This is a genomic window from Sulfuritalea sp. (assembly GCF_031426875.1).
Classification (GTDB): domain Bacteria; phylum Pseudomonadota; class Gammaproteobacteria; order Burkholderiales; family Rhodocyclaceae; genus Sulfuritalea.
Genome location: NZ_JASJPC010000012.1, coordinates 149,991 through 174,316, shown reverse-complemented (window position 1 = coordinate 174,316; position 24,326 = coordinate 149,991). Strand labels below are relative to the sequence as shown.

Genomic DNA, 24,326 nt, shown 5'->3' with positions numbered 1-24,326 from the left:
CGATGCTGATCGACTTCTTCCTCCACCTCAAGGCCAAGAAACTCCCCGTCTCGACGCGCGAGTTCCTCACGCTGCTGGAAGCGCTGAAGGAGCACGTCGCGAGCAATTCGATCGACGACTTCTATTTCCTCGCCCGCACCTGTCTGGTCAAGGACGAAACGCACTACGACAAGTTCGACCAGGCCTTCGGCGAATACTTCAAGGGCGTGACGCAGATTCCCGGCCTCGAAGCCGACATCCCCGAAGAGTGGCTGAAGATGATGATGAAAAAGCATCTGACGCCCGAGGAAAAGGCCAAGCTGGAAAAGCTTGGCTGGGACAAGCTGATGGACGAATTCAAGAAACGCCTCGCCGAGCAGAAGGAACGCCATGCCGGCGGCAGCAAGTGGATCGGCACCGGCGGCTCCTCGCCCTTCGGCCACGGCGGCTACCACCCCGAGGGCATCCGCATCGGCGGCGAATCGGCGGGCAATCGCACCGCGATCAAGGTCTGGGAAAACCGCGAGTACCGCAACCTCGACGACACCGTCGAACTCGGCACGCGCAACATCAAGATCGCGCTGCGCCGGCTGCGCCGCTTTGCCCGCGAAGGCGCCGAGGACGAGCTGGACATGGACGGCACCATCGCCGGCACGGCGAGGAACGCCGGCTGGCTCGACATCAAGATGCGCCCCGAGCGCCACAACAAGGTCAAGGTGCTGCTGTTCCTCGACATCGGCGGCTCGATGGACGACCACATCAAGGTCTGCGAGGAGTTGTTCTCCGCGGCCAAGAGCGAGTTCAAGCACCTGGAATATTTCTACTTCCACAACTGCATCTACGACTACGTCTGGAAGGACAACCGCCGCCGCCATGGCGAGCGCTTCCCGCTGTGGGACGTGATGCACAAGTACGGCGAGGACTACAAGGTGGTGGTGGTCGGCGACGCCACCATGAGCCCCTATGAAGTCCTGCAACCCGGCGGTTCGGTCGAATATTCCAACGAGGAAGCCGGCGCGGTCTGGCTGCAGCGCATGCTCGACACCTGGCCGCGCGCGGTCTGGCTCAACCCCGAGCCCGAGCGCCTGTGGGACTACCGCCATTCGATCGAACTGATCCGCACCATTTTCAACAGCCGCATGTTCCCGCTGACGCTGGCCGGACTTGAACGCGCCATGAGGGAACTGAACAAGTAGCGGTCTTTAGGAGGAAGCGCCATGCAACTACGCCGCAAGCTACTGAAAGCCCTCGCCGCCGCCGGCCTGCTCGGCCCCGCGGGAATCTCCGGCCTGATCGGCCAAGCCCTGGCCAAGGGCAACGCCCCCGTCGCGCCCGGCCTGCACAAGCTGCGCGGCAGCGTCACCGTGAATGCGAAGCCGGCCAAGGAAGGCCAGATAGTTGGCGCTGGCGACACGGTGATTACCGGCCCCGGCAGCGAAGCGATCTACGTGATCGGCCAGGACGCCTTCCTGCAGCGCGAAAGTTCGACCGTCAGCTTCGGTGCGGACGCCGTGCAGAACCTGATGCGCGTGGTCACCGGCAAGCTGCTTTCGGTGTTCGGCAAGGGCGCCACCCGCAAGATCCAGGTATCGACCGCCACCATCGGCATCCGCGGCACCGGCTGCTACATCGAGGACGAAGGCACTGGCGCCAATGCCCGCACCTACTTCTGCCTCTGCTACGGCGAGGTCGAACTGACGCCCAGCGCCGCGCCGCAGGAACGCGAAACCTACAGCACCACGCACCACGACAAGCCGATGTACGTGCACAACGACATGAAGATGCCGAAGATGATGGTGCCGGCCGCGGTCATCAACCACAGCGACGACGAACTCAAGCTGCTCGAAGCCCTGGTCGGCCGCTGGCCGCCGTTCTACGGCCAGGGCGGGCCGAAGTACTGAACAGAGCCGGCGCCGCGCGGCATCATTGCGGCAGCCGGATCAATGCTGCTCGAGCCGCGGAGTTCCGTTCTCGGCGAGTTCCCCGGTGTCGGGATCGACCCACTCCGATAAGCCGACTTCGCTCTCGGCCTGCTCCAGCGACTCGCCCGGCTCGTAGTCGGATGCCGCGTTGAATTCCATGTCGGCAACCGCCTCGACCAAGGTCGGGAATGGGCCAAACTCATCGTCGCTTTCCACGTCCTGCCAGTAAAAACCGTCGGGACGCTCGATGATCCGCGTGCGATCGAAATCGGGAGGCGTTTCGGGAATCATCGCCACCATGGCTTTCTCCTTACCTGTGGATGAATCTTCAGCTGCGCTCGATACCCTGCCGGCGATTGCGGCAGGGCCGCCGGGATCGCGCCAAAGCAAATGCATTGGCCCCAAGATACCCTCCGGACGGATTCTGCGAATACCGCAGTCCCGGTATTGTCGCTACCGGAAATCGGTATGCGGGGCGGCCGGTCCCCGGCTCAAGCCGGCTCGAACATCGGCGGCGCGACCTTGATGATTTCCGCGATGGTGGTCAATCCCGCCGCGACTTTCTTGGCCCCCGCAATGCGCAGCGGCTTCATGCCTTCGCGCATGGCCTGCTCGCGCAGCTTGGCGAGTTCGGCGCCGTTGCCCACGAGCTTCTTGATCTCGGCCGACATCGGCATGATCTCGTAGATTCCGACGCGCCCCTTGTAGCCGGTCATGCGGCATTCGAGGCAACCCGCCGGACGATAGATCTGGGTCGGCATGGTGGATTTCCAGGGCGCCACCAGCGCGGTCCAGGCCTCCTCGTCCTCGGCGCGCAAGCCGCCGGGTTGCTTGCAGTGCGGGCACAGCGTGCGGATCAGGCGTTGCGCCATGACCCCGAGCACGGTTGCCGAGAGCATGTAGGGCGGCACGCCGAGTTCGATCAGCCGCGTCATCGCCGACGGCGCGTCGTTGGTGTGCAGCGTGGACAGCACCAGGTGGCCGGTCAGGGCCGCCTGGATGGCCATGTCGGCGGTCTTCAGGTCGCGGATCTCGCCGACCATGATGATGTCGGGATCCTGCCGCATCAGCGAGCGGATGCCCTCGGCGAAGTCCATGCCGATGTCGGGCAGGATCTGCACCTGGTTGAACGAGGGCTCGATCATCTCGATCGGGTCTTCCAGGGTGCACACATTCACTTCCGGCGTGGCCAGCGTCTTCAGCGTCGAGTACAGCGTCACGGTCTTGCCGCTGCCGGTCGGCCCCGTCACCAGGATGATGCCGTTGGGTTGCGACGACATGTCGCGCCACAGCGTCGACTCCTCCTCGGCAAAGCCGAGTTCGGAGAAGTCGCGAACCAGCACCTCCGGATCGAAAATCCGCATCACCAGCTTTTCGCCGAATACCGTCGGCAGTGTCGCCAGGCGCAGCTCGACCTCCTGCCCGTCCGGCGTGCGGGTCTTGATGCGGCCGTCCTGCGGGCGGCGCTTTTCCACCACGTCCATGCGGCCGAGGATCTTGATGCGGCTGGTCATGGCGTTGAGCACCGCCATCGGGATCTGGTACACCTGATGCAGCACGCCGTCGATGCGGAAGCGCACGATGCCCAGGTCGCGCCGCGGCTCGACGTGGATGTCCGAAGCGCGCTGTTCGAAAGCGTATTGCCAGAGCCAATCGACGATGGTGACGATGTGCTGGTCGTTGGCGTCGAACTGCTTGTTGCTCTTGCCCAGCTCGACCAGTTGCTCGAAGTTCGAGGCGCCGCCGGCGACGTCGCCGCGGCCCATGGCGCCCTTGATCGACTTGGCCAGGTTGTAGAACTCGACCTGGTAGCGCGTGATGTCGTCCGGATTGCTGATGACGCGGCGGATGGTCTTGCGCAGGATCGGCTGCATCTCGGCTTCCCACGCGCGCTGGAAGGGCTCGGCGGTGGCGATCACCACCTCGTGGGCCTTGACCTCGACCGGCAGGATGCGAAAGCGCGTCGCATAGGAATTGCTCATGACATCGGTCACGGCCGAGAAATTGATCTTCAGCGGATCAATATGCAGGTAGTCGAGCCCGCACCATTGCGCCAGCCATTGCGTCAGGCCGTCCAGGTCGAGCACCCGGTGCGGCGGCTGCAGCGACTTCCAGCGTTGCTCGGCGATCACAATCAGGGGGTGCGTGTCGCCCTTGTAATAGCGCCGCTCCTGCTTGAAGCGGCCCGCGTCATCGGCCGCGATCAGCCCGTCGGCAACGAGGGCATCGACCGTTTCCGGCAGGGTCAGCCGGTGTTCCTTGGGCGGAGCTTGGTTCATGGCGGAGAGTTGGCGCTGATAAGGCCCCTGCGCTACAGGGCGGTCGAGCAGGAAACGCTCTCCTCGCCGTAGCGGATGGCGACACGGCGAACTATAGCCGACAACCCGGCTCCGCCTCAACGCCGGGCTATGATGCCGGCACGAACGGCAAGATCAACAGGAGACACCCATGCACGGACTGCTCGGCCTCGCCGGCGCGCTGCTAGCGCTGCCGCTCCTCGCCCAAGCTCTTGCCCAGCCCCTCGCCCAGCCCTTCGCCCACTCCGCCGCGGAGCCCTGCGCCAGGGCGCGCGATCCGGTGCGCTGCGAGGCGCGCCTGGCGGCGCTGAAGGTCTGCGCCGCGAAGCGCAGCGCGGACAAGCAGGCCTGTCTCGCCGCCCACATGCCGCCGGTCGATTGCCGCCGCAGCCAGGATCCGCCGCGCTGCGCGGCCGGGCAAAGAGCCGCGGAAATCTGCCGCGGCAAAGCCGGCAATGAACTCAGGCAATGCCTGCGCGACCAGCAGCCGCCGAAGACGGCGAGGAAGCGTCCGGCCGCTGCCTGATTGCCCCGTAAAATTCCCGCATGCTGACCGTCACCCATCTGTCGAAGCGTCACCCGAATGCCGCGCGTGCGGTGTTCGACGAGCTGGCCTTTACCGTCGCCGCCGGCGAAATCGTCGCCCTGGTCGGCGAATCCGGCGTCGGCAAGAGCACCTTGCTGAACTGCATCGCCGGGCTGGAACCGGCCGACCGCGGCGCGATCCTGATCGGCCGCGAGGCGCGCGACATCGCGCGCCTCGACGAGGCGGCGCGCGCGGCGCTGCGGGCCGCCAGCATCGGCTTCGTGTTCCAGGCCTTCCACGTCCTGCCGACGCTCACCGTGGCGCAGAACATCGCGGTGCCGCTGCTGCTGTCCGGCATCGCGCCCGGCGAGCACCGGGCGCGCATCGAGGCGCTGCTGGCGCGCGTCGGCCTGGCCGGCTTCGCCCAACGCTGGCCGCCGTCGCTGTCGGGCGGCGAGTTGCAGCGCGTGGCCATCGCCCGCGCGCTGGTGCATCGGCCCGCGCTGATCCTGGCCGACGAGCCGACCGGCAACCTCGATCCGCGCACCGCCGACGAAGTGCTGGCGCTGCTGCTCGAACGCGTGCGCGAAGAGCACGCCAGCGCCCTGATCGTGACCCACTCGCAGCACGTCGCGCAGCGCTGCGACCGCATCCTGACGCTGACGCCTGAGGGGCTGCAATGAAATTGCAGAAACCATTGGTCCACAGATTGAACTTCTTTTCACCATGAGCCGCCCGGCGTGGCGACTGTCGTGGTGGCTGATCCGTGCCCAGTTCATGACGCGGCGCACGGCGACGGCGCTGTCGATGCTGGCCATCGCGCTCGGCGTGGCGCTGGGCTATGCGATCCACCTGATCAACACGGCAGCGCTGGCGGATTTCTCGCAGGCCATGAAAAGCGTGCAGGGCGAGCCGGATGCGGTGCTCGCCGCGAAGGACAACGCCGGCCGGGTGCCGCTGGCGCTGATCAATGAAATCGCGCGCGACCCGGCCGTGGCGATCGTCGCGCCGGTGATCGAAACCCGGGTGCGGGTCGACCGCACAGCCGACTACGCAGCCGACCGCACAGCCGACCACGCAGCGGGCCGCGCGGCGGCACCGGTCAAGCTGATCGGCCTCGACATTTTCAGCGCCGCCGCGGTGATGCCCAAGCTGCTGCCGCGCCAGGACAGCAGCGGGGCCGGCATGTTCGAAGACGGCGTGCATGCCTCGCCGGCATTGCTGTCGCGCCTCCAATTGAAAGTTGGCGCTGGCGTCACGCTGACGCGCGGCGATGCGCGCTGGCGCACGCGTATCGTCGGCGACCTGCCGGCGGCGCGGCCCGACGACCTGTTGCTGGTGGCCGACATCGCCTGGGTGCAGGCGCGTTTCGGCCCGCCGGACGCGGTCAGCGAAGGCCGCCTGCGCCTGATGCCCGGCACCCGGCTGGCGAGCTGGCTGGAGACCTGGGCCGGCCGCCTGCCCGCCGGGCTGACATTGCGCGCGGCGGCGGACGACACGCAGCGGGTCTCGAACATTTCGCGCGCCTATCGCGTCAATCTGAACGTGCTGGCGCTGGTGGCCTTGCTCACCGGAGCCTTCCTGGTGTTCGCGACACAGCTGACGGCCGTGGCGCAGCGCTCGACCCAGTTCGCCCTGCTCGGCGTGCTCGGCCTATCGCCGCGCATGCGCCTGCTGCAGGTGCTGTTCGAGGGTCTCGCCATCGGCATGCCGGGAGCCGCGCTGGGGCTGGCGCTGGGCTACGGCCTGGCTCTGGCCTTCACGCGCGTGATGGGCGGCGACCTCGGCGGCGGATTCTTCTCCGGCAGCACGCCGGTGATCGAGGCCCGACTGCTGCCGAGCCTCGGCTTCTTTGCCCTGGGCTGCGCCGCGAGCCTGGCCGGCGCGCTGTATCCGGCCTGGCTCAATCGCGTGCAGCCGCTGGCGCAGGCGCTGAGGACCGGCTTCGCGCAGCGGCCGCCGGCGGTGCACGGCCTCGACGCAAGGCCGCGCCGCAGCGTGCTGATCGCCATCGCGCTGCTGGCCCTGGCGGCGCTCGGGCTGACGCGCCTGCCGGCGTTCTACGAACTGCCGCTGGCCGGTTATGGCGCGATCGCGCTGGTGCTGGTGCTGGGCATCGCCGCCGCGCCGCCGCTGACGCAAATCGTCTTCGGCGCCTTCGCCCGCCGCGCCCTGTCGGCGCCGCAGCGCGTCGCGGTGCAGAACATCGTGCAGGCGCCGCTGATGGCGCAGGTCGCCGCCAGCGGGCTGATCGTCAGCTTTGCGCTGACCGTCAGCATGGTGACCATGGTGTCGAGCTTCCGTCTCGCCGTCGATCAGTGGCTGGACGCGGTGCTGCCGGCGCCGCTGTACGTGCGCAGCAAGGGCATGCCGCTGCCGCAGGAACTGCTCGCGGCGCTGGAACAGGGCGCCGCGCCGTTCGCCAGGATCGAGCGCACCGCCCACGGCGCGCTGAGCCTCGATCCGCAACGCCCGGCCGTGGTGCTGCTGGTGCGCCAAATGCAGCGCGCCGACGCGGCCGCGCGCCTGCCCTTCACCGGCCCGGTGGTCGCCGTGGCGGCCGATCGCGTGCCGGTCTGGATCAGCGAACCGATGCAGGAACTGTATCGCCTGGCGCCGGGCCGGACACTGCGGCTGCCGCTGCTCGGACGCGAGGTCGATACCGTGATCGGCGGCGTCTGGCGCGATTACTCGCGCCAGTTCGGCGCCGTGGTGATCGCCAGCGATGACTACATCGCGCTCGGCGGGCAGTTCGAAGTCAGCGATCTGGCGCTGTGGCCGCGCCGCGGCGAGGAAGCGGCGGCGAAGGCCTGGCTCGCCGCGCACGCGGCCGGCTACGGCCTGGATATCGCCGAAAGCAGCGAAATACGCGCCGTGAGCCTGTCGATTTTCGACAAGAGCTTTGCCGTCACCTACGCGCTGGAGGCGGCCGCCATGCTGATCGGCCTATTCGGCCTGGCGGTGACGCTGGCCGCCAGCGTCTGGCTGCGCGCGCGCGAACTGGCGACGCTCTCCGCGCTGGGTTTCGACCGCGCCATGCTGACGCGCGCCGTGATGTTCGAAGGCGCCCTGATCGCCGGCATCGGCCTGGGGCTGGGGCTGGCCTGCGGCGTCGCGATCGGCGCGATCCTGACCCATGTGGTCAACCCGCAGGCCTTCCACTGGCGCATGGAGCTGACCGTGCCATGGCTGCAGGTGCTGCTCGGCGCCGCGCTGACCCTGGTCGCCGGCGTCATTGCCAGCCGCTTCGCCGCACGCCTGGCCACGCGCCTGCCGGCGGCCCAGGTGCTGGCCAGCGCGCAGTAGGCAGCACGATGAAACGCCGCGATTTCCTGCTGACACCGCTGTTGCTGCCGGCACTCGCCGCGGCCGGGGATGCCGTGCGCTATGCGGCGGCCAGCCGCAGCACGCGCCTGGCCTTTCCGCGCGATCACGGCGCCCATCCCGAGTTCCGCACCGAGTGGTGGTATGTCACCGGCGCGCTGGACCTGCCCGAGCGCGACATGGGCTTTCAGCTGACCTTCTTCCGCAGCCGGCCGGGCCGCGCGGAAAGCCTGCGATCGCCGATTGCGGCGAGCCAGATCCTGTTCGCCCATGCCGCCGTCACGCGGCCCGGCGCCGGGCTGCTGCACGCCGAGCGCGCCGCCCGTGCCAATCTCGGCGCCGGGTTTTCCGCCACGGATTGCGACGTGCATATCGGCGCCTGGCAGATGCAGCGCAGCGGCGCGGGGCCGGACCAAAGCCTGCGCCTCGCGGTGCACGACGCCGCCTTCGCCTTCGAACTGCTGCTGAAGCCCACGCAAGCGCTGCTGCTGCAAGGCGAAGGCGGCTGGTCGCAGAAGGGGCCGCAGCCGGCGCTGGCCAGCCATTACGTGAGCTGGCCGCAACTGCAGGTGTCCGGCAGCGTCACCCTCGACGGCCGGCGCCTGGCGGCGATGGGGCGCGCCTGGTTCGACCACGAATGGTCGAGCGAAGTGCTCGGGCCCGGCAGCGTCGGCTGGGACTGGATCGGCATCAACCTCGTCGATGGCGGCGCGCTGATGGCCTTCCGCATCCGCGATGGCGCCGGCGCCAGCGTGTATGCCCATGCCGCCCTGCGCGACGCCGACGGCCGCCTGACGCAGTTCGGCACCCGTGAGGTCAGCTTCACGCCGCTACGCCGTTGGACTTCGCCGCGCAACGGCGCAAGCTACCCGGTGCAGATGGAAATCCGCTGCGGGCCGCACACGATCCGCACCGCGCCGGTGCACGACGACCAGGAAATCTCGACCCATCGGCCGCTGCCGATCAGCTATTGGGAAGGACTGGTCATAATCGAGGGTACGCTGCGCGGTCGCGGCTATCTGGAAATGACCGGCTACGCCAACAGCATGAATCTATAAGGAGCAAGGAAGCGCATGATTGCCAGCATCAGGAATTTCTTCAGCCAGATGATCGAACCGGGCGTCGCCGCCTCGGGCGTCGCGGCCGACCACGCATTGCATCTGGCCACGGCGGCGCTGCTGCTGGAAATGATGCGCATGGACAGCTCGATCAGCGCCGAGGAAACTGCCGCCGTGACCACGGCGCTGCAAACCCAGTTCGGCCTCGCCGCGCAGGAAGTCGACAGCCTCGTGGCCCTGGCCGCCGAGGAAGCGAAACAGGCCACCGACTACTTCCAGTTCACCTCGCTGATCAACAAGAGCCTCGATGCCGCGCAGAAGACCAAGGTCATCGAATACATGTGGCAGGTGGCCTACGCCGACGGCCATCTCGACGCGCACGAACAGCATTTCATGCGCAAGATCGCCGACCTGCTCTACGTCTCGCACGCCGACTACGTCGCGGCCAAGCAGCGGGCGCGCGAAAAGGCCTGAGGCGCGCCGCTTTGCCGGTGCGCCAGCGGCAACTCCCGGGTCGGCGCGGTCAGTTGCCGAGCTTGCTGCCGATGACGTCGAGTATCGTCCTGCGCATCGATCGCTTGGGCGGCGGCCGGCACGACGCCGCCGCGGGAAGCGCGGGCGGGATCGAAACCAGCGCGGCCAACTGCGGATGCCGGCGAACCTTGACCCACTCGCTCATGCCTGCCTGCCATACGAAGGTGCTTGCGTCCAGCTCCCCGCGCACGATCAGCCCCTTGAGTTCGTCGAGGCCGACCGGGCCGATCTGCTGGCCGTTGCGACAGTAATACCAGGTGCTCATTGCGGTGTTTCCATGACATGGGGGACGAAAAAAGACTACACCGATCCCCGGCCGCAAACAATGCTTACTTTCGACATAGGCCGGCGGACCCGGCGGACCCGGCCCCTCAGCGCACTTCCTTGCGCGCGGCGCCCACCCCGATTTCAGCGACGCGCTGCATCTCGCCCGAGGCGAACAGCCGCGGATCGTCGACAAAGGCATTGCACCAGGCGATCGTGTCGCTGCCCCAGAAGTTCTCGCCGCGCAGCGCCAGGGTCGGCACGCCGAACACGCCCTGCGCGGCCGCCGCCGCGGTGTTGTCGATCAGTCGCTGCTTGACCGCGGGGTCCGCGATCAAGCTCGCCGCCTCGGCCGCCGCGATGCCCAGCCGCTCGCACAACAGCGGCCACTCCACGGCGACGTCGCGTCCCTCGCCGAAGACAAAATCGAAGGCCGCGTCGACCGCGGCGCGCGGGCTGCCCAGCGCGACCAGCAGGCGCATGGCATGCAGCGGATTGAAGGGATGGCGCGGCGGCATGCGAAACGGTATGCCATGCTGCGCGGCGGCCCACACGCAGCTGCGATAGGTATGCAGGCGCTTGGGCGCCAGCTCCGCCGGCCCCTTGTTGTCCCAATGCTTGAGCAGGCCGGCGAACAGCACCGGCACCGGTTCGACGTCGAGCGCCGGATGCAGCTCGCCGAAGCGCTTGAGGTGCAGATAGGCAAACGGCGAGACGAGGTCGAAATACCAGCGAGCGGGAATGGATGGGCGCATGGGTCTTCTCCGGGATCGGCGCAATCGGGCCGCGAACATCTTAAGCCCGGGTCAAAACCGGAAGCCACGCGTTCCGCGGCAAGCACTCCGCCGTGCCGTCAGCACCAACTCTTCAGCGCTGCACCGACGACGCGAGCTTGAGCCCGAGTCCGATCATGACGCCGCCGGCCAGGCGATCCACCCCGGTCTTGCAGCGCAGATAAACGCCGCGCGGTTGTGCCGACGCCAGGGCCAGCGCCACCAGCGCGTACCACCCGGCCTCGACCAGGAACACCAGCACGACCAGCGTGACGTCGAATGCCAGCGACTGCGCGCCGGGCAGGAAGGCGGCGAAGACGCTGGCGTAAACGATCGCCGTCTTCGGATTGCTGATCTGCGTCGTGAAGCCCAATGCCAGCGCCCGTGTGGTCCGGGTGGCCGACCGTTCGGCGAGGTTCCCGATCATCAGCGGACGTTCCGCGGACGCCCAGATGCGGTAGCCCAGATACGCCAGATAGAGGCCGCCGATCAGCTTGAGCACGAGGTAGAGCGACGGCACCGCAAGCAGCAGCGCGTGCAGGCCGAACAACGCGGCGACGGCGAACACGACGCCGCCCGCCCCCATGCCGAGCGCTGCAGCAATGCCCTCGCGCCGGGAAGCGCAGACAGCGGTCCGCGCGACCATCACGAAGCTGGGGCCAGGGCTCACGACACCTACGGTAAGCGCCGCGAGGATACCGAACAGGGCAGTCAGATCTTGCATGATTCGATTGAACCTACAAAAAGCATTTGATCCGCAAATTTCGCCGATTAACGCAGATGGATCAGGGTGCTACCTGCCACGCCGTATCACCTGCTGGGTAAGCCATGCATGTTATCCGAGCCTGGGTCCAATTTCCTGGAACCGGTCCCCTTGCCGCGGCCATTCACCACTTGTCGTGGCGTTCCCGCCGCTCCTGGCGATAGTTCGTGACTTCGAGGCGCACGCCATCGGGATCGGTGAAGAAGGTCGCCCAATAATCCGCAGCGTACTCCGGGTAGAGCTTGGCCTCCGAGGCGTCGATGCCCAAACCGCGCAGCCGCGCGGATACGGCGGCGACATCTGCCGCCGTATCGACACGGAGGCAGAGGTGGTGCAGCCCCGGCGCGCAGGAATCGTGCGTGCTCCCGCTGCGCGCCGGGCGCAGCACGTAGCCGAAGTGGCGATTGAAGTACTGGATGTGGGAATCGCCGCCCAGGGTGAATGTGTTCTTGCGAAAGCCCAGCGCCTGGATGAAGACGCGGTCGTAGAACGTCTCCGATCGATCCAGGTCGGCGACTGCGATGAAGATATGGTCGATGCCGGTGACTTCGGTCATGGTCATGCAGGCTCCACTCCGCTTCCGCTCACCGGATTCACTTTGCCGCTTGCCGGCGGTCAAGCCGCGGACTTCATCACGAAGTCCGCGCGGATTTCATCGAAGGGCACAACGAGTTTGCCGTCGTCCGTTTTTTCCACCATGCCGATCTCGACCATCGCCGAGGCGTCGTCATGAACCCGCTTCACATCGCGGCCCAAGGCACGCGCCAGGGCACGCACACCGAGCGGTCCGGTGTTTTGCAGGCACTCGATCAGTTCCCAGCGCTTGGGCGTGAGAACGCGGAACAAGGCGGCAGGCGATTCGAAATCGAAATGCTCGCCCTTGTATTTCCCGCTGTTCCAAGCCGAAAGGAAGCCGGCAGGCACCGCCTTCAGCGACGCGTCGGCCTTGCGGATACGGATGCTTGCGGTCCTCATCGTCCTGCCCTCCAGTCTTCGACCTCACGCAAAAAATCGTCAATCAGCTTTTCGCCGTGTCGCCAGCGCCAACTCTTGACCCGGCTCAGCCCAGCGGATGCGGCACGGCCTCGACGTTGCAGATGGTTCTCGCATACTGGCCTATGGTGCGACCGGAGGAGAACTGGCCCATGCCGGCGACGTTGAGGATAGCCTTCTGCACTCAGGCCGCAGTGTTGGGCGTCAGTACCAAAGCCAATTCAGCTACCAGACGAAACGCGGCGCTTTGTTGCGGAGCGACTGGATTGCTTGGTGGCGCTCGGTTCAGCCAGACGGCCCGTAACGTACTTGTGGAGGACGCTGGCGATAAGCGTTTGGTACGGCACACCTTCTTCGAGCGCCTTGACTTGAATGTCGCTCAAATCGCCAGACGACAGGCGAATGTTGACCCGCCTATCCTTGATCGCCGTGGCGCGCGCTGCTGCCTTGAATTTCGCCAACTCGACCTTCGTGGCAACGGACTTCAATTGGCCTTTTTCAAAGGCGGCGAGGACTTCATGTTCGTAAGCGTCAATTTTCGGCATCGGTTTCACCTTGATTCAAATAGTCCCTCGTTGCCTTGCGGCTCGGGATCACGGTCTTGAGGAAGAAATACTCTTCCTCTTCGACAAACGGCACCAAATAGGCGTAGCTGTCGCACGCGACTACGAGAACGCGCTGTCTGGGGTATTTCGCCTGGTTCGGGTGAGCCAGGATGTCCAGCAAGCCACCGGCTTCGATTGATACAACAATGCTCTCAAACGAAATACCCCGCTCTGCTTTGACGGCCTCGTTCTTCTCCGGGCTCCAGCGAAATGGTTTCATAAAAACAGTCTACGCGACTGTGTGCCTTTTGTCACCACACTGCAGGCATGTCGCTTCAAACGCCAAACGTTCAAAGTAGCTGGCGCTGCGCGGCCATATTGCGATTAAACGCGTTGAACCTTCCAGGCTCGACCTGTTCGCCGTGTCGCCAGCGCCAACTCTTGAGGAACGATCAATGGCGCTCAAACCGAACCGAAGCTGACCTTTGGTCGCTTATGTCGAAGCTGACCCGTTTAGCTCAAGACAAAAGCTTCAAAACGCTTGCATAAAGTGGGGAAGCCCTTGTACGTAGAAGTCACCGGCGCTGCGCGGCTTTATCGCGCAGCAGTCCGGTGGCCTGCCGGGTTGGGCGTCTATTCGTGAAACAGTTGTTTACGGAGCGCCTCAACGAACGCATTTGCCTCTCCCCTAAGCCAAGGGAATCCCTTTGCTACATTGAGATCGTTCCCCGCCGTGTTGACAACTACAGAGGGCGATCCCCACAGAAGTAGCACGGCTAGGGCGACAACGACGATGCCGACAACCTTTATGCCACCGTCTGCTGCTAGGAGGCCAAGGCCGATCAGCAACAGTACAATTCCGCCAGCAACGCTTCGAGAAGTATCAAGACGAACAGAAGTTACGTGCTTCAAAGGTATGTCCTGCCTCGAACCACCACTAAACCATCCTTTGTTGCGGAAATAGACCACGCGCTTGTTTGTCACTGTGCCAAATGGATTGCTCACAAACTCTTGTTCTGTGGATTGCGCTGCAACTTCTGTTTCCATTTTGCTTCTCCCTTTGATGTAAAAAGTTGCCTGAAATATCCGAGCGACAGGCGGCGCTCATCTTGACGCCCAACGTTCAAGCTCAGGGGCGCTGCGCGGCTTTATCGCGCAGCGCCCCCTGGAGCGCAGTGTTGGGCCGCTAGGGCAACTTAACTGCTCGTACAAATTGCAGTCCTGCACTAGCGCGGCCGTCTGGGCTTTCAGGCTTTCCAATCGTTGGGAATGCGAAACCTCCACCGGGTGGAATTGATGGAGATTCGTACTGCCGCCCATACCTGCACGTGTTTTTCAGGTAACTCCAATTAGCGAATTTGTTTTGATAGGTTTCATCATCCCACTCCGGCTTTCCCATCGTATAACACCAAGTTACGCCAATTGCAAAACCGCAATGATTAACGAAAACGCTATTGCCATTCATCCTCAAGCAATCTCTTCGAACTACCTCGCTAATCTCTGATGGCGGTGCCGCCCCAGTAGTACTAGATGCCCCGGCGACGACACCGCCCTCGGATTGTTGCGCTGTCGTCGAGCTGTTGCTCGGTTCCGCTGGAGAGGATTTCTTAACCATCTTCCAAGTTCCTGAACCATTCTTTTGGTCCCATTTACCTGATACTTCACCGGTAGCACTTATAGCGCCTACAAACTTTCTACTGCTGCCATCACTATATTTGTAGCCAAAATTGATTTGTCTTCCGTCTACACTTCCACTTATATTGGAACTCCCGCCTCTTTCATAATACGTGCCTGTGATAACCGATCCATTCCTTGTTAAGTCAAGGTTAAAAGTCGCTTTATTTGTTGCCATCGGATTCACTATTCCCCCCAATTCCCATTCTCCAGACCATTTTCCGGACAGTTGACTGGCGATACCTTGGATGATTTTGTCTTTCCGCAATTCGTCCTCACGACGGGCGTTCTCCCTCAATACTTGCTCATCTGGAACGCTGTAAGCTACCCCCCCTCTTTTTCTAAGTTCGGTTAATACAGCAAAGGTCATGCCTTTGTTGGGGACAAATCGCCCGCTGAACGTTACTGAATCCCCTTTTACGATATTTTCGAGAGCCGTTCTCCATTTTTGGAGCGATGACTGGCTTTCAGGGTCGAATTTTCCCCACGCTGGATTTGTTATTTCGATAAATTGAAAGGCAATGTTGATCTCGCATGGAAGGGATATTCCTAACATGACACCCGGTCCGACGTTGTAATGCATAACCTCAAAGCTGGAGACCACGCCAGTGAAATTGGTGAACTGACGATGATTGGCAATCAAGAAGTTATTCAAATACGCTTCTCGTTGCTGATTGATTTGTCGAATCTGTTGCTGAAGTGAATTTTGCTTAAGAGGATTGCTCTCTTTCGCAATTTGCCGATTTAGTGCCCCTTGATTGTTTCGCGCTGTATTAAGCGTTGTGCATAGTTCACCCATCTGGTCTGCATGGGCTAGAGAAGCAGCAAATGCAAAGACCACACCAAGAACACCACGAACAGCCGAACCTACCTTCATTTTGCTTGCTCCTTATCAATAGAGGTTTGAGAGGCCCAACGTTTGCGTAGGTTGCCCCCTTTATTTCCCTTGCATCTGTTACCTCTTTTTGTCGGCTCGGTTCATCATCGTGTTGATGACAGCGTTCGAGACCCCTGTTGTCTTAAGGGCGACGATGCCTTCAGTGGAGAGATCGAAGTCGGTCGCTTCGGCAGCTTGGATTTTTGAGATGATTAGCTTGTCATCCAACCCGACTTTCACAAGGGAAAGGATGTCGTCGTTCCGGAGGGCCGTCTCGGCCCGCTTCGCGTTGCCGTTGCTTTTTGAGGTTGATGCCGGTGTTACCGTGCCCTGATTGAGCATCTCGGCTTTCTTCTTGTCCCGCGCTTCCTTGAAACAGGTATTGAAGACGATGTTCAATATGCCCTGGCTTGCAAACGGCGAGCATGTCTCACCGGTCCGTCTGGTTCCGCCGCAACCACACTCGTACGTGAACCTGGTCAGGTCTCCGGGATTCATCCAGCCCTGACGTTGATAAGCATTGCTGTTCTTGTCAGGCAGAAAGGCGACATGGACTCGACCGTATTCTTGGTCAAATCGCGGCTCTGTAGCGCCCATCCCCCAACCCAGCATGGTAATCCCGGCGACGCAATCGCCGACATCTACAGTGCCGACCACGTCGTTACTCTTGGAATTAGAGTAGATGGGAGCATTCGGAGTGATGCTGCAACCGCCTTCGCCCCTATCTGCCGCCATTGCAGGCGACGTGACGATGGCACCAGTTAGGACAATTATGAAGCTTATGGGTGTGATGACTTGAAGATATGTTTTCATGTTTTCCCTTTCACTCCCAATTCACTAATTAAGGTCACGACTGGAGAGGTAACCATGGCCCAATCGGGATAGGGGAAAGCCTCACGGCCCCCCCCTCCCACACCACCGGACGTACGGGTCACGTATCCGGCGGTTCGGCAGATTAAGTCGTTTGGCATGGCGGGAAGCATACCACCGCGCCATTCAACCGGAGCGTCATCTCCTACCGCACCAACGTCGGTTTCATTCCAGCCATGAGGCTTGCGCTCAATGGACTCGCCGAATGCAATACCGCGGTTCCTTGGCAAGCGACTTCTCCTCTCTTTCAATCCCCTCTCGGGGCACCGTTCGGGCCTTCATTGGTCAGCTTTGCCGCTCGTGCATATCCGGGGCTGCGTCTTTCAACATTGCAGTGCCTCATTAGCGTTGCCTGCCTTCCAATTACTATGCCTTCTGCTGACTTCTCCACGGTATTCAGCATCCGTTGCCAGATGCCCAGCTTCGATCCTCCGAAGCACCGGGGAGATATCCCGGGGTAAGACGCGTTACCTTCACTGCATAGACGCCGGATTTACAAAATGCACTCAACTGCCGCAGATGGAGGACTTCGCGGTCACGTGCCCGCTCGTCCCGAGTGCATCACGCCTCCTATCCGGTTTTTGTTCATCGTCCCGCAGCTTTGGATTGGGCTTCCTTCAGACCCCGCCTCGCGGCGACGCCCATACCCTTCTCCTTGCCTTCGGCTCTGCAATACCTGGCCATCGGACTTTCACCGACGAAGTAACGCGCCATGCCCGGCGCACACATGAATGTAACCGGCGCTGCGCGGCTTCATCGCGCAACGCCCGTGTTGACAGCCGGGTTGGGGCCAAAACGGTACGAGGGAAAGAAGCCTCCCGCCTGACCGAGGCGGCACCAAGCGAAGCTACGGCAAAGAGCGAAGCCGCAGGCGTGCGACGACGCGCGGAAGAGCGGCGCGAAACCACCGGCCATGAGCCAAGCGCGCGCTCTTTGTCTTTGGCCAAGGATGGGCGATGGCGTTGGCATTCCATGGGTTTCGCGCCCTCAGGCGCCAGCCAACAACTGACTGGCGTACAGGACATTGCCAACGCGAGAGACTTTGAGCAGGCCGATGCCGACGACACCGAGAGCTGTACTCGGGTTTGGCGGGAGCGTGAAAGTCGGCGCTGGTGGCACGGCGACGAGCATGCTACGAGCGTGCGCCATGGGACAACGGGAGTTACGAAACGCGGAAGACGAAACACGCTCACGATGTTGAGCCCCAACGTGAAGTCGGCACCTTCGAATACTTGCCAGATATGGCAGTTTGTTTCCATATGTGGAGATGGGTTGTTTGCCATATCTAGGCATTTTCTGGAACGACGCGATTATCGAGTTTCAGCTTGCGCACGGCCGCCTGGGGCAGCGACCAAAGTTTGCGCTGGCCGCGCGCCGCGCCCGATCTGCCCCAGCACGGAACCGCCCAGCGTGAATTCTCTTGCGGCTGGCGATCGCGGCAGCCGGCGTCCGGCGGTTGCAGTGGTCATGTCCATTTCTCCCCTCTTCCCGCAACGCTGCGGGCATTTTTTCGACAGCATAATCGGCCGCAACGCCGCTGGCAATGACGCCGCACTATTGCGCTGCGGCAATCGCCGTGCCGCCAGCGCCAACTCTTGACCCACCTCAGCCCAGCGGGCGCGGCACGGCTTCGACGTTCCAGATGGTTTTCGCGTACTGGCCTATGGTGCGGTCGGAGGAGAACTGGCCCATGCCGGCGACGTTGAGGATGGATTTCTGCACCCAGGCCGCCGGGTCGCCGTAGAGGGCGCCGACCTGCTCCTGGCAGGCGATGTAGGCGGCATAGTCGGCGAGCAGCAGGTAATGGTCGCCGTTGGCGGTCAGGTTGTCGAAGACCGGCTTGTAGCGCTCGCGCTCTTCGGGCGCGAAGAAGCCGTCGCGCAGCATGTCCAGGGTCTGCCGCAGTTCGCCGTTGCCGTTGTAATAGTCCCAGGGCCGGTGGCCGGCGGCGTAGGTCTGCGCGACTTCGTCGGCGGTGAGGCCGAAGATGAAAATGTTTTCCGGCCCGACTTCGTTGCGGATCTCGACGTTGGCGCCGTCGAGGGTGCCGATGGTCAGCGCGCCGTTCAGCGCCAGCTTCATGTTGCCGGTGCCCGAGGCTTCGGTGCCGGCGGTGGAGATCTGCTCCGAGAGGTCGGCGGCGGGGATGATGATCTCGGCGTTGGAGACGTCGTAGTTGGGGATGAAAACGACCTTGAGCCGATCCTTCATCAGCGGGTCGTTGTTCACGATGTCGGCGACGTCGTTGATCAGGCGGATGATCAGCTTGGCCATGCGGTAGCCGGGCGCCGCCTTGCCGCCGAAGATCACGCTGCGCGGCGGCGCGTCGCCGCCGGCGCGCAGGCGGTTGTAGAGCGTGATGACATGCAGCACGTTGAGCAGCTGGCGCTTGTATTCGTGGATGCGCTTGATCTGCACGTCGAACAGCGAATCCGGATCGAGCCGGATGCCGAGCCGCTTGTCGACCACCTGCGCCAGACGGGCCTTGTTGGCGCGCTTGACGCGCACGAACTCGTCGCGGAAGCCGGCGTCGGCGGCCAGCGGCGTCAATTGCCGCAACTGGTCGAGATCCTTGAGCCAGCCTTTGCCGAGATGGCCGCTGATGAGTTTCGACAGCGCCGGGTTGGCCTGGTTGAGCCAGCGCCGCGGCGTCACGCCATTGGTCATGTTGACGATCCGGTCGGGCCACAGGCGGTGGAAGTCGGCGAAGATGGTTTCCTTCATCAGGCGGGTGTGGATCGCGGCGACGCCATTAACCTTGTGGCTGCCGACGATGGCCAGGTGCGCCATGCGGATGCGTTTGCCCTTGGCCTCGTCGATCAGCGACATGCGCTGCCACAGCGCCGGGTCGCCGGGGTAGTGGTGCATCACGTCCTTGAGGAAACGGTGGTTGATCTCGTAGATGATCTGCAGATGGCGCGGCAGCACGCGCTCGAACAGCGGCACCGGCCAGGTTTCCAGCGCCTCGGGCATCAGCGTGTGGTTGGTGTAGGCGAAGGTGCGCGTGGTGATGTTCCAGGCCCGCGCCCAGTCGATCTGGTGCAGGTCCATCAGGATGCGCATCAGTTCGGCCACGGCGATCGACGGATGGGTGTCGTTGAGCTGTATCGCCACCTTGTCCGGCAGCGCGTCGAGCGGCGTGCCCGACTTGGTGAAGCGGTAGAGCATGTCCTGCAGCGAGGCGGAGACGAAGAAGTACTGCTGCTTGAGGCGCAGCTCGCGGCCCATCTCGGTGGTGTCGTCGGGGTAGAGCACCTTGGACAGGTTTTCCGAATCGTTCTTGTCCTCCACCGCGCGGATGTAGTTGCCCTCGTTGAAATACTTGAGGTCGAAGTCGCGGCTGGCCTTGGCCGCCCACAGCCGCATGTTGTTCACCGTGCCTGTGTCATAGCCGGGAATCGGGTAGTCGTAGGCCATGGCCATGACGTCGTCGGTATCCACCCACTGGAAATGCTTCTTGCCGTGCTCGTCGGCAAAGTCCACCACGCGGCCGTGGAACTTCACCTGGTACAGCACCTCGGGGCGCGGGAACTCCCAGGGGTTGCCGTAGCGCAGCCAGTTGTCGGGGTGCTCGACCTGCTGGCCGTCCTCGATGCCCTGGTGGAACATGCCGTATTCGTAGCGGATGCCGTAGCCGTAGCCGGCGACGCCCATGGTCGCCATCGAATCGAGGAAGCAGGCCGCCAGCCGCCCCAGGCCGCCGTTGCCCAGCGCCGCGTCCTGCTCCATTTCGCGGATGTCGTCCGGCTTGAGGCCGATGCCGATCACCGCCTCCAGCGCGTCCATGAACTCCTTGTCGCAGCAGATGTTGAGCATGGAGTTCACCATGGTGCGGCCCATGAGAAATTCCATCGAGAGGTAATAGACGCGCTTGCGGTCCTCGACGTAGTAGCTGCGCATGGTTTCCATCCAGCGCTCGATCATGCGTTCGCGCAGCACCGCGGCAGCGGCGTAGAACCAGTCGCGGTCGGTGGCGGTGATCGGGTCCTTGCCGATGGTGTAGACCAGGCGATGGACCAGCGAGCGCCGGATCGAGGCGGCGTCGAGAGCGGGATGGTCGAGCTCGGGCAGTGCGGCTGGCTTCTTCATGGCGGGCTCCCTGAACAATACGAACAGCATGATACTCGCCGGCCGCGCGCTGCGCCGGGGCGGTCGCGCCGGTGGCGGGGCCGCCGCCGGGGTTCAAGCTTTTTTTCCGGATGTGGTGCATCCCCGGGATAATAGTCGGCCCGGGAAAGGTCAGCCGAATGGAAAGCAATCAAGATCACGCGCACGAAGAACCCACCGAAAGCCTGCTCACGCTCGAAGAGGCCCGCCTCACGATCGGCGACCTGATCAGCCTCCAGGCGCACCGGAACGAGGTCGTCGAACGCTATACGGTGCGGCTGATCGGGATGTCCAAGGGACGCAGCGTGCTGGTCACCACGCCGATGGTCGACGGCCACTACCTGCTCATGCGCGAAGGCCAGGCACTGATCCTGCGGGCCTTCTCGGGCAGGAGCGCGTATGCCTTTCCGACCCAGATCCTGAAGAACGTCAATACGCCCTACCCTTACCTGCACCTCGGCTATCCGCGCCAGGTGCGCTCGCTGGTGGTGCGCCGCGGCGCCCGCGCCGACGTCCGGGTCGTCTGCGCCATCACCCATCGCGACGGCGTCCCGATCGAGGCGGCCGGCACCATCATCAATCTCAGCATCGGCGGCGCGCTGATGACCACCAAGAGCATACCGGGCAAGAAAGGCCAGCGCCTGACGCTCAAGTTCAAGGTGGTGCTCAACGGCATCGAGGCCCTGCTGGAACTCGAAACCGTGATCCGCGCCATCAACGTCGACCAGAGCGGCGATACCGAGACGCCCTACCAGATCGGCATCCAGTTCACCGACGTCTCCGCCGAGGACTCTATCCCGCTGCTGGCCTTCGTCTATCAGGCCTTGCTGGAGCAGGTGCCCGGCGCCTGAGGCCCAAGCCGCTCACTCAGCCAGTCAGCCAGCCGGTCAGCGCATCGCATCGCGCCAGCGCGCGAGTTTTCCTCGAAGCGCATGCCGGCGTTGGCCGGTAGGGATGACCGGTCTGTAGGGCCGGCTTCAGCCGGCCGGGGCGATTGGCCGACTAAAGTCGGCCCTACGTCGGCCCTACGTCGGCCCTGCGTCGGCCCTGCGTTGGCCCGCTCGCCGAGGAACTTGGCGATCTTCCCGGTCGGCTCCTTGAACTCGCCGGCGGCCGACTCCTGTTCCTGCTTCCCGGCGTCGTCCGCCAGCTTGCCCAGATCGAGACCGCCTGCCAGCCGCAAAGTCCGGCAATCTCGCCGACCGCATGCGATTTTGACGTGGATCAACATCGCGGCAGGCAGGATGCCCAGAATGCTGTCATAAATGGCTTGTTGTACCGGCTGCGTGCAGGAAGGCGGGTGGCACTATGGCATCACCAATCGCATCGCACGATCCCACGCCAGGCGGCGCTGGGCCGTCGCATACGCGAGGCGCATCGAGCCGATGCGGCAGACGCATTTTCTGGCGGCTTCGTGGGTTTTTCTGCCGGCGCCCAGAGGTGTCGGGAAGATGATGTCCGCGGTGATTGAACCGACACCGCGCACCAGCGGTGAAACCTACTTCTTCCGCGACCGCGGCCAGTCCGACCTGCTGCGCCTGCGCCTGCTGCCGGAGTTGATCGGGCGTCGCCGCGCGGCAAAAACCCTGCGCCTATGGAGCGCCGGTTGCGCCAGCGGCGAGGAAGCCTATTCCCTCGCCATATTGGTGGACATGTTGTTGCCCGAGCGCGACGGCTGGGACATTTTCATTCTCGGCAGCGACATCAACGCGACCGCGCTGGCCAAGGCGCGGCGCGGTCGCTATGGCCAATGGTCGTTCCGCATCACGCCGCCCGAACTGCAACAACGCTACTTCCGGAGCAGCGGCGACGAATGGGAACTGGACGAGCGCATCCGCCGCATGGTGAGCTTCCGCGCCGGCGACCTGGTCAGCGAGCCATGCCCCGGCGGGGAGCTGCGCGACATGGACCTGATCCTGTGCCGCAACGTATTCATCTACTTCGGCACCGATGCCGTACGCGCCGTCGCGGACAAACTGGCCGCCGCGCTGAGCGAAGGCGGCTACCTGATGACCGGCCACACCGAGCTCATGGGCCATCGCGTGCGGAATCTGCAGAGCAGGCTGTTCGTCGAGGGCGTGGTGTATCGGCGGCTTGCGCCGCTCGTGCCGCTTCCTGCCGGACACCGGCCGCCGGCCCGCGTCGCGCCGCCGCCAGCCGTGGCGCAACGCGCGCCCGGCGTGCCGCCGCCGGCTGCAGCGAGTGCGGAAGACCTGCTGGCGACGGCGAGGGAATTAGCCGACCGGGGCGAATACGCCGGTGCCGAGCAGGCCTGCCGGCGGGCGCTGAGCGTCGCCCCGCTGGCACCGGGGCCGCATTTCCTGCTGGCGCAGCTGGCCCAGCTCGGAGGCGATTTCGAGCGCGCCGGAAAACTGCTGGACCAGACCCTCTACCTCGATCCCGGCTGCGTGGCCGCCTGCCTGGAACTGGCGGCGCTTTGCGAGCGCACCGACAAGCTGCCGCGAGCGCGGGCCCTGCGCCGCGCGGCACTGGACATCGTGCGCGCGCTGCCCGGCGACGCGACGGTCGAGCCGTATGAAACGACTGCGGCAGAGATGGCGCAGTGGCTCGCGCAATGGTCGACCGCGCCGGCCGCGCCGCAGAGTGCGCCTTCACCCTCTCGCGCCAGCTAGCCATGCCAGCCATTTCCCGGCCCGGGAGACCTAATACGAAAGTCATAACCTCTGAGGGTTGCCGCCTGTTGCTGCCTGCCCGGCGAGGCCGAATGGCATTGACTTCGCTCCGCGGCCGCCTATGCTTTAAATTCGTATCGCATGACAGCGTGGCTGCATGAACGCCCTTTCCTTCCTGATTTTCGAGCTTGACGGCGCGCGCTTTGGCCTCGACGCAACGCAGGTGCGCGAAACCATCTGGCTGCCCGAACTGACGCCGGCCGAGGAGGCGCCGCCCTGGATCGTCGGGCTGTTCAGCCTGCGCGGGCGGATCGTGCCCGTCGCCGACCTGCGCCTGCGCTTTGGCCATCCGGCACGGCGCTACAGTCCCGGCGATCAGGTCGTGGTGACGGAAGCCGGCGGCCTGCCGATGGGGCTGATCGTCGGCGAAGTGATCGACGTGATCGAACTTCCCGCTGAATCCATCCAGCCGCCACCCCAGTTCGATACCGCGGCCCCTGGTCTCGACCATCTGGTAGCGGGCGAGGCGCGTGCCGGCGACGGACTCGTGACCCTGCTCGACATTTCCCGCCTGGCCCGGCTACCGGAATGGCAGACGCTTGCCGCAGCGGCACAGCTGCCCCACGGGCCGGCGCCGGCCGGCCGTTTCTGCCCGGACGCCAGCGCCGCCGAGCGCACGCTGTTCCGCGCCCGCGCCATGGCCTTGCGCGAAGCCGCAGTCGGGGAGGAGAGCGGCCGCCTCGGGCTGGCAGTGGTGCAGCTGGGCGGCGAATACTTCGGTGTCGAGCTTGCGGCCGTGCTGGAATTCTGCGACATCGCGCAATTGAGCCCGATTCCCTGCTGTCCGCCGCACATCCTGGGCGCCATGAACCTGCGCGGCGACCTGCTGACCCTGATCGACCCACGCGCCGCGCTCAGCCTGCCGCCGGCGGCCAGGGGCGGCAAGGCCGTGATTGCCCGCCTTGGCGAGCAGGCGGTGGGAATCGCCGTGGATGAGGTGCACGACATCGTCTACCTGCGGGGCGAGGAATTGCAGCCGCCGCCCGCTGCGCTGCGCGAGCGCTGCGGGGCGGAAATCACCGGCACCGCGCTCTATGCCGGTCGGATAGTTACCGTAGTGGACCTTCCCGCGTTGTTGGCGCGGGAGGCCTGGATCGTGAATGAGCAGGTGTGATCGAAGGGAAATG

Annotated in this window: 23 protein-coding genes; 10 read left to right on the top strand and 13 right to left on the bottom strand. The window is 64.1% G+C overall.

What is annotated here, in order from left to right; genetic code table 11:
• Positions 1-2 precede the first annotated feature (2 nt).
• Together RMO95_RS06480 and RMO95_RS06475 are read left to right on the top strand one after the other, a co-directional pair.
• Positions 3-1,175, top strand: coding sequence for a VWA domain-containing protein (locus tag RMO95_RS06480; RefSeq protein ID WP_310449781.1), 1,173 nt, complete (start codon positions 3-5; stop codon positions 1,173-1,175).
• 21 nt (positions 1,176-1,196) lie between these two features.
• Positions 1,197-1,880 carry a hypothetical protein gene (locus RMO95_RS06475; protein WP_310449780.1) on the top strand — a complete coding sequence of 228 codons (684 nt, stop codon included), beginning with the start codon at positions 1,197-1,199 and terminating at the stop codon, positions 1,878-1,880.
• 39 nt (positions 1,881-1,919) lie between these two features.
• Here the strand turns inward: RMO95_RS06475 and RMO95_RS06470 are convergent, their stop codons facing one another.
• Positions 1,920-2,201 (bottom strand): hypothetical protein, encoded by a 282-nt coding sequence (locus tag RMO95_RS06470; RefSeq protein ID WP_310449779.1) that lies wholly within the window; start codon positions 2,199-2,201, stop codon positions 1,920-1,922.
• 191 nt (positions 2,202-2,392) lie between these two features.
• Positions 2,393-4,180 carry a GspE/PulE family protein gene (locus tag RMO95_RS06465; protein ID WP_310449778.1) on the bottom strand — a complete coding sequence of 596 codons (1,788 nt, stop codon included), beginning with the start codon at positions 4,178-4,180 and terminating at the stop codon, positions 2,393-2,395.
• Between the two features lie 169 nt (positions 4,181-4,349).
• On the opposite strand from RMO95_RS06465, the gene RMO95_RS06460 reads away from it, so the two are divergent.
• Genes RMO95_RS06460 through RMO95_RS06440 form a run of 5 tightly spaced genes read left to right on the top strand, consistent with a single transcriptional unit; the run spans position 4,350 to position 9,580 of the window.
• On the top strand, positions 4,350-4,724 hold the full coding sequence (locus RMO95_RS06460; protein ID WP_310449777.1) for a hypothetical protein: 375 nt from the start codon (positions 4,350-4,352) through the stop codon (positions 4,722-4,724).
• A 20-nt stretch (positions 4,725-4,744) separates the two neighbouring features.
• Positions 4,745-5,407 carry an ABC transporter ATP-binding protein gene (locus RMO95_RS06455; protein WP_310449776.1) on the top strand — a complete coding sequence of 221 codons (663 nt, stop codon included), beginning with the start codon at positions 4,745-4,747 and terminating at the stop codon, positions 5,405-5,407.
• Between the two features lie 43 nt (positions 5,408-5,450).
• A complete protein-coding gene (locus tag RMO95_RS06450) occupies positions 5,451-8,030 on the top strand; it encodes an FtsX-like permease family protein (RefSeq protein ID WP_310449775.1) in 2,580 nt (859 codons plus the stop codon).
• 8 nt (positions 8,031-8,038) lie between these two features.
• Positions 8,039-9,106 carry a lipocalin-like domain-containing protein gene (locus RMO95_RS06445; protein ID WP_310449774.1) on the top strand — a complete coding sequence of 356 codons (1,068 nt, stop codon included), beginning with the start codon at positions 8,039-8,041 and terminating at the stop codon, positions 9,104-9,106.
• A gap of 15 nt (positions 9,107-9,121) precedes the next feature.
• A complete protein-coding gene (locus RMO95_RS06440) occupies positions 9,122-9,580 on the top strand; it encodes a TerB family tellurite resistance protein (protein ID WP_310449773.1) in 459 nt (152 codons plus the stop codon).
• 49 nt (positions 9,581-9,629) lie between these two features.
• On the opposite strand, the gene RMO95_RS06435 is transcribed toward RMO95_RS06440, so the two are convergent.
• The 11 genes from RMO95_RS06435 to RMO95_RS06385 all read right to left on the bottom strand — a co-directional run bounded on the left by RMO95_RS06435 (position 9,630) and on the right by RMO95_RS06385 (position 20,488).
• The gene (locus RMO95_RS06435) at positions 9,630-9,905 is read right to left on the bottom strand and encodes a DUF4339 domain-containing protein (RefSeq protein WP_310449772.1); all 276 of its coding nucleotides are present in this window, start codon (positions 9,903-9,905) and stop codon (positions 9,630-9,632) included.
• 106 nt (positions 9,906-10,011) lie between these two features.
• Positions 10,012-10,659: a 2-hydroxychromene-2-carboxylate isomerase gene (locus RMO95_RS06430; protein WP_310449771.1), complete on the bottom strand. Its 648-nt coding sequence runs from the start codon at positions 10,657-10,659 to the stop codon at positions 10,012-10,014.
• Positions 10,660-10,771: 112 nt separating this feature from the next.
• Positions 10,772-11,401 (bottom strand): LysE family translocator, encoded by a 630-nt coding sequence (locus tag RMO95_RS06425; protein ID WP_310449770.1) that lies wholly within the window; start codon positions 11,399-11,401, stop codon positions 10,772-10,774.
• 163 nt (positions 11,402-11,564) lie between these two features.
• The gene (locus RMO95_RS06420; RefSeq protein ID WP_310449769.1) at positions 11,565-12,002 is read right to left on the bottom strand and encodes a VOC family protein; all 438 of its coding nucleotides are present in this window, start codon (positions 12,000-12,002) and stop codon (positions 11,565-11,567) included.
• 53 nt (positions 12,003-12,055) lie between these two features.
• Positions 12,056-12,415 carry a DNA-binding protein gene (locus tag RMO95_RS06415; RefSeq protein WP_310449768.1) on the bottom strand — a complete coding sequence of 120 codons (360 nt, stop codon included), beginning with the start codon at positions 12,413-12,415 and terminating at the stop codon, positions 12,056-12,058.
• A gap of 239 nt (positions 12,416-12,654) precedes the next feature.
• Complete coding sequence (locus RMO95_RS06410; protein ID WP_310449767.1) at positions 12,655-12,978, bottom strand: hypothetical protein; 324 nt, start codon at positions 12,976-12,978, stop codon at positions 12,655-12,657.
• Positions 12,965-13,258 carry a toxin gene (locus tag RMO95_RS06405; RefSeq protein WP_310449766.1) on the bottom strand — a complete coding sequence of 98 codons (294 nt, stop codon included), beginning with the start codon at positions 13,256-13,258 and terminating at the stop codon, positions 12,965-12,967. Before RMO95_RS06405 ends, RMO95_RS06410 begins: the two co-directional genes overlap by 14 nt.
• Before the next feature lie 353 nt (positions 13,259-13,611).
• Positions 13,612-14,025: a hypothetical protein gene (locus RMO95_RS06400; RefSeq protein ID WP_310449765.1), complete on the bottom strand. Its 414-nt coding sequence runs from the start codon at positions 14,023-14,025 to the stop codon at positions 13,612-13,614.
• Between the two features lie 139 nt (positions 14,026-14,164).
• Positions 14,165-15,529 (bottom strand): hypothetical protein, encoded by a 1,365-nt coding sequence (locus RMO95_RS06395; RefSeq protein WP_310449764.1) that lies wholly within the window; start codon positions 15,527-15,529, stop codon positions 14,165-14,167.
• A gap of 78 nt (positions 15,530-15,607) precedes the next feature.
• Positions 15,608-16,342, bottom strand: a complete 735-nt coding sequence (locus RMO95_RS06390) for a hypothetical protein (RefSeq protein WP_310449763.1) — start codon at positions 16,340-16,342, stop codon at positions 15,608-15,610.
• A gap of 1,662 nt (positions 16,343-18,004) precedes the next feature.
• Positions 18,005-20,488 carry a glycogen/starch/alpha-glucan phosphorylase gene (locus RMO95_RS06385; RefSeq protein WP_310449762.1) on the bottom strand — a complete coding sequence of 828 codons (2,484 nt, stop codon included), beginning with the start codon at positions 20,486-20,488 and terminating at the stop codon, positions 18,005-18,007.
• Positions 20,489-20,646: 158 nt separating this feature from the next.
• On the opposite strand from RMO95_RS06385, the gene RMO95_RS06380 reads away from it, so the two are divergent.
• The 3 genes from RMO95_RS06380 (at position 20,647) to RMO95_RS06370 (ending at position 24,313) form a co-directional block, all read left to right on the top strand.
• Complete coding sequence (locus tag RMO95_RS06380) at positions 20,647-21,357, top strand: flagellar brake protein (protein ID WP_310449761.1); 711 nt, start codon at positions 20,647-20,649, stop codon at positions 21,355-21,357.
• A 612-nt stretch (positions 21,358-21,969) separates the two neighbouring features.
• Entirely contained in the window at positions 21,970-23,139 is a 1,170-nt protein-coding gene (locus RMO95_RS06375) for a CheR family methyltransferase (RefSeq protein WP_310449760.1), read from the top strand.
• 157 nt (positions 23,140-23,296) lie between these two features.
• Complete coding sequence (locus RMO95_RS06370) at positions 23,297-24,313, top strand: chemotaxis protein CheW (RefSeq protein ID WP_310449759.1); 1,017 nt, start codon at positions 23,297-23,299, stop codon at positions 24,311-24,313.
• The last annotated feature ends 13 nt before the right edge of the window (positions 24,314-24,326 follow it).

Coding starts and splice junctions, on each gene's coding strand:
- RMO95_RS06465 (WP_310449778.1), bottom strand. CDS start 4,180: ATGAACCAAGCTCCGCCCAAGGAACACCGGCTGACCCTGCCGGAAACG.
- RMO95_RS06475 (WP_310449780.1), top strand. CDS start 1,197: ATGCAACTACGCCGCAAGCTACTGAAAGCCCTCGCCGCCGCCGGCCTG.
- RMO95_RS06395 (WP_310449764.1), bottom strand. CDS start 15,529: ATGAAGGTAGGTTCGGCTGTTCGTGGTGTTCTTGGTGTGGTCTTTGCA.
- RMO95_RS06370 (WP_310449759.1), top strand. CDS start 23,297: ATGAACGCCCTTTCCTTCCTGATTTTCGAGCTTGACGGCGCGCGCTTT.
- RMO95_RS06445 (WP_310449774.1), top strand. CDS start 8,039: ATGAAACGCCGCGATTTCCTGCTGACACCGCTGTTGCTGCCGGCACTC.
- RMO95_RS06470 (WP_310449779.1), bottom strand. CDS start 2,201: ATGGTGGCGATGATTCCCGAAACGCCTCCCGATTTCGATCGCACGCGG.
- RMO95_RS06400 (WP_310449765.1), bottom strand. CDS start 14,025: ATGGAAACAGAAGTTGCAGCGCAATCCACAGAACAAGAGTTTGTGAGC.
- RMO95_RS06430 (WP_310449771.1), bottom strand. CDS start 10,659: ATGCGCCCATCCATTCCCGCTCGCTGGTATTTCGACCTCGTCTCGCCG.
- RMO95_RS06410 (WP_310449767.1), bottom strand. CDS start 12,978: ATGCCGAAAATTGACGCTTACGAACATGAAGTCCTCGCCGCCTTTGAA.
- RMO95_RS06425 (WP_310449770.1), bottom strand. CDS start 11,401: ATGCAAGATCTGACTGCCCTGTTCGGTATCCTCGCGGCGCTTACCGTA.
- RMO95_RS06405 (WP_310449766.1), bottom strand. CDS start 13,258: ATGAAACCATTTCGCTGGAGCCCGGAGAAGAACGAGGCCGTCAAAGCA.
- RMO95_RS06435 (WP_310449772.1), bottom strand. CDS start 9,905: ATGAGCACCTGGTATTACTGTCGCAACGGCCAGCAGATCGGCCCGGTC.
- RMO95_RS06380 (WP_310449761.1), top strand. CDS start 20,647: ATGGAAAGCAATCAAGATCACGCGCACGAAGAACCCACCGAAAGCCTG.
- RMO95_RS06450 (WP_310449775.1), top strand. CDS start 5,451: ATGAGCCGCCCGGCGTGGCGACTGTCGTGGTGGCTGATCCGTGCCCAG.
- RMO95_RS06460 (WP_310449777.1), top strand. CDS start 4,350: ATGCACGGACTGCTCGGCCTCGCCGGCGCGCTGCTAGCGCTGCCGCTC.
- RMO95_RS06415 (WP_310449768.1), bottom strand. CDS start 12,415: ATGAGGACCGCAAGCATCCGTATCCGCAAGGCCGACGCGTCGCTGAAG.
- RMO95_RS06480 (WP_310449781.1), top strand. CDS start 3: ATGCTGATCGACTTCTTCCTCCACCTCAAGGCCAAGAAACTCCCCGTC.
- RMO95_RS06440 (WP_310449773.1), top strand. CDS start 9,122: ATGATTGCCAGCATCAGGAATTTCTTCAGCCAGATGATCGAACCGGGC.
- RMO95_RS06390 (WP_310449763.1), bottom strand. CDS start 16,342: ATGAAAACATATCTTCAAGTCATCACACCCATAAGCTTCATAATTGTC.
- RMO95_RS06385 (WP_310449762.1), bottom strand. CDS start 20,488: ATGAAGAAGCCAGCCGCACTGCCCGAGCTCGACCATCCCGCTCTCGAC.
- RMO95_RS06420 (WP_310449769.1), bottom strand. CDS start 12,002: ATGACCATGACCGAAGTCACCGGCATCGACCATATCTTCATCGCAGTC.
- RMO95_RS06455 (WP_310449776.1), top strand. CDS start 4,745: ATGCTGACCGTCACCCATCTGTCGAAGCGTCACCCGAATGCCGCGCGT.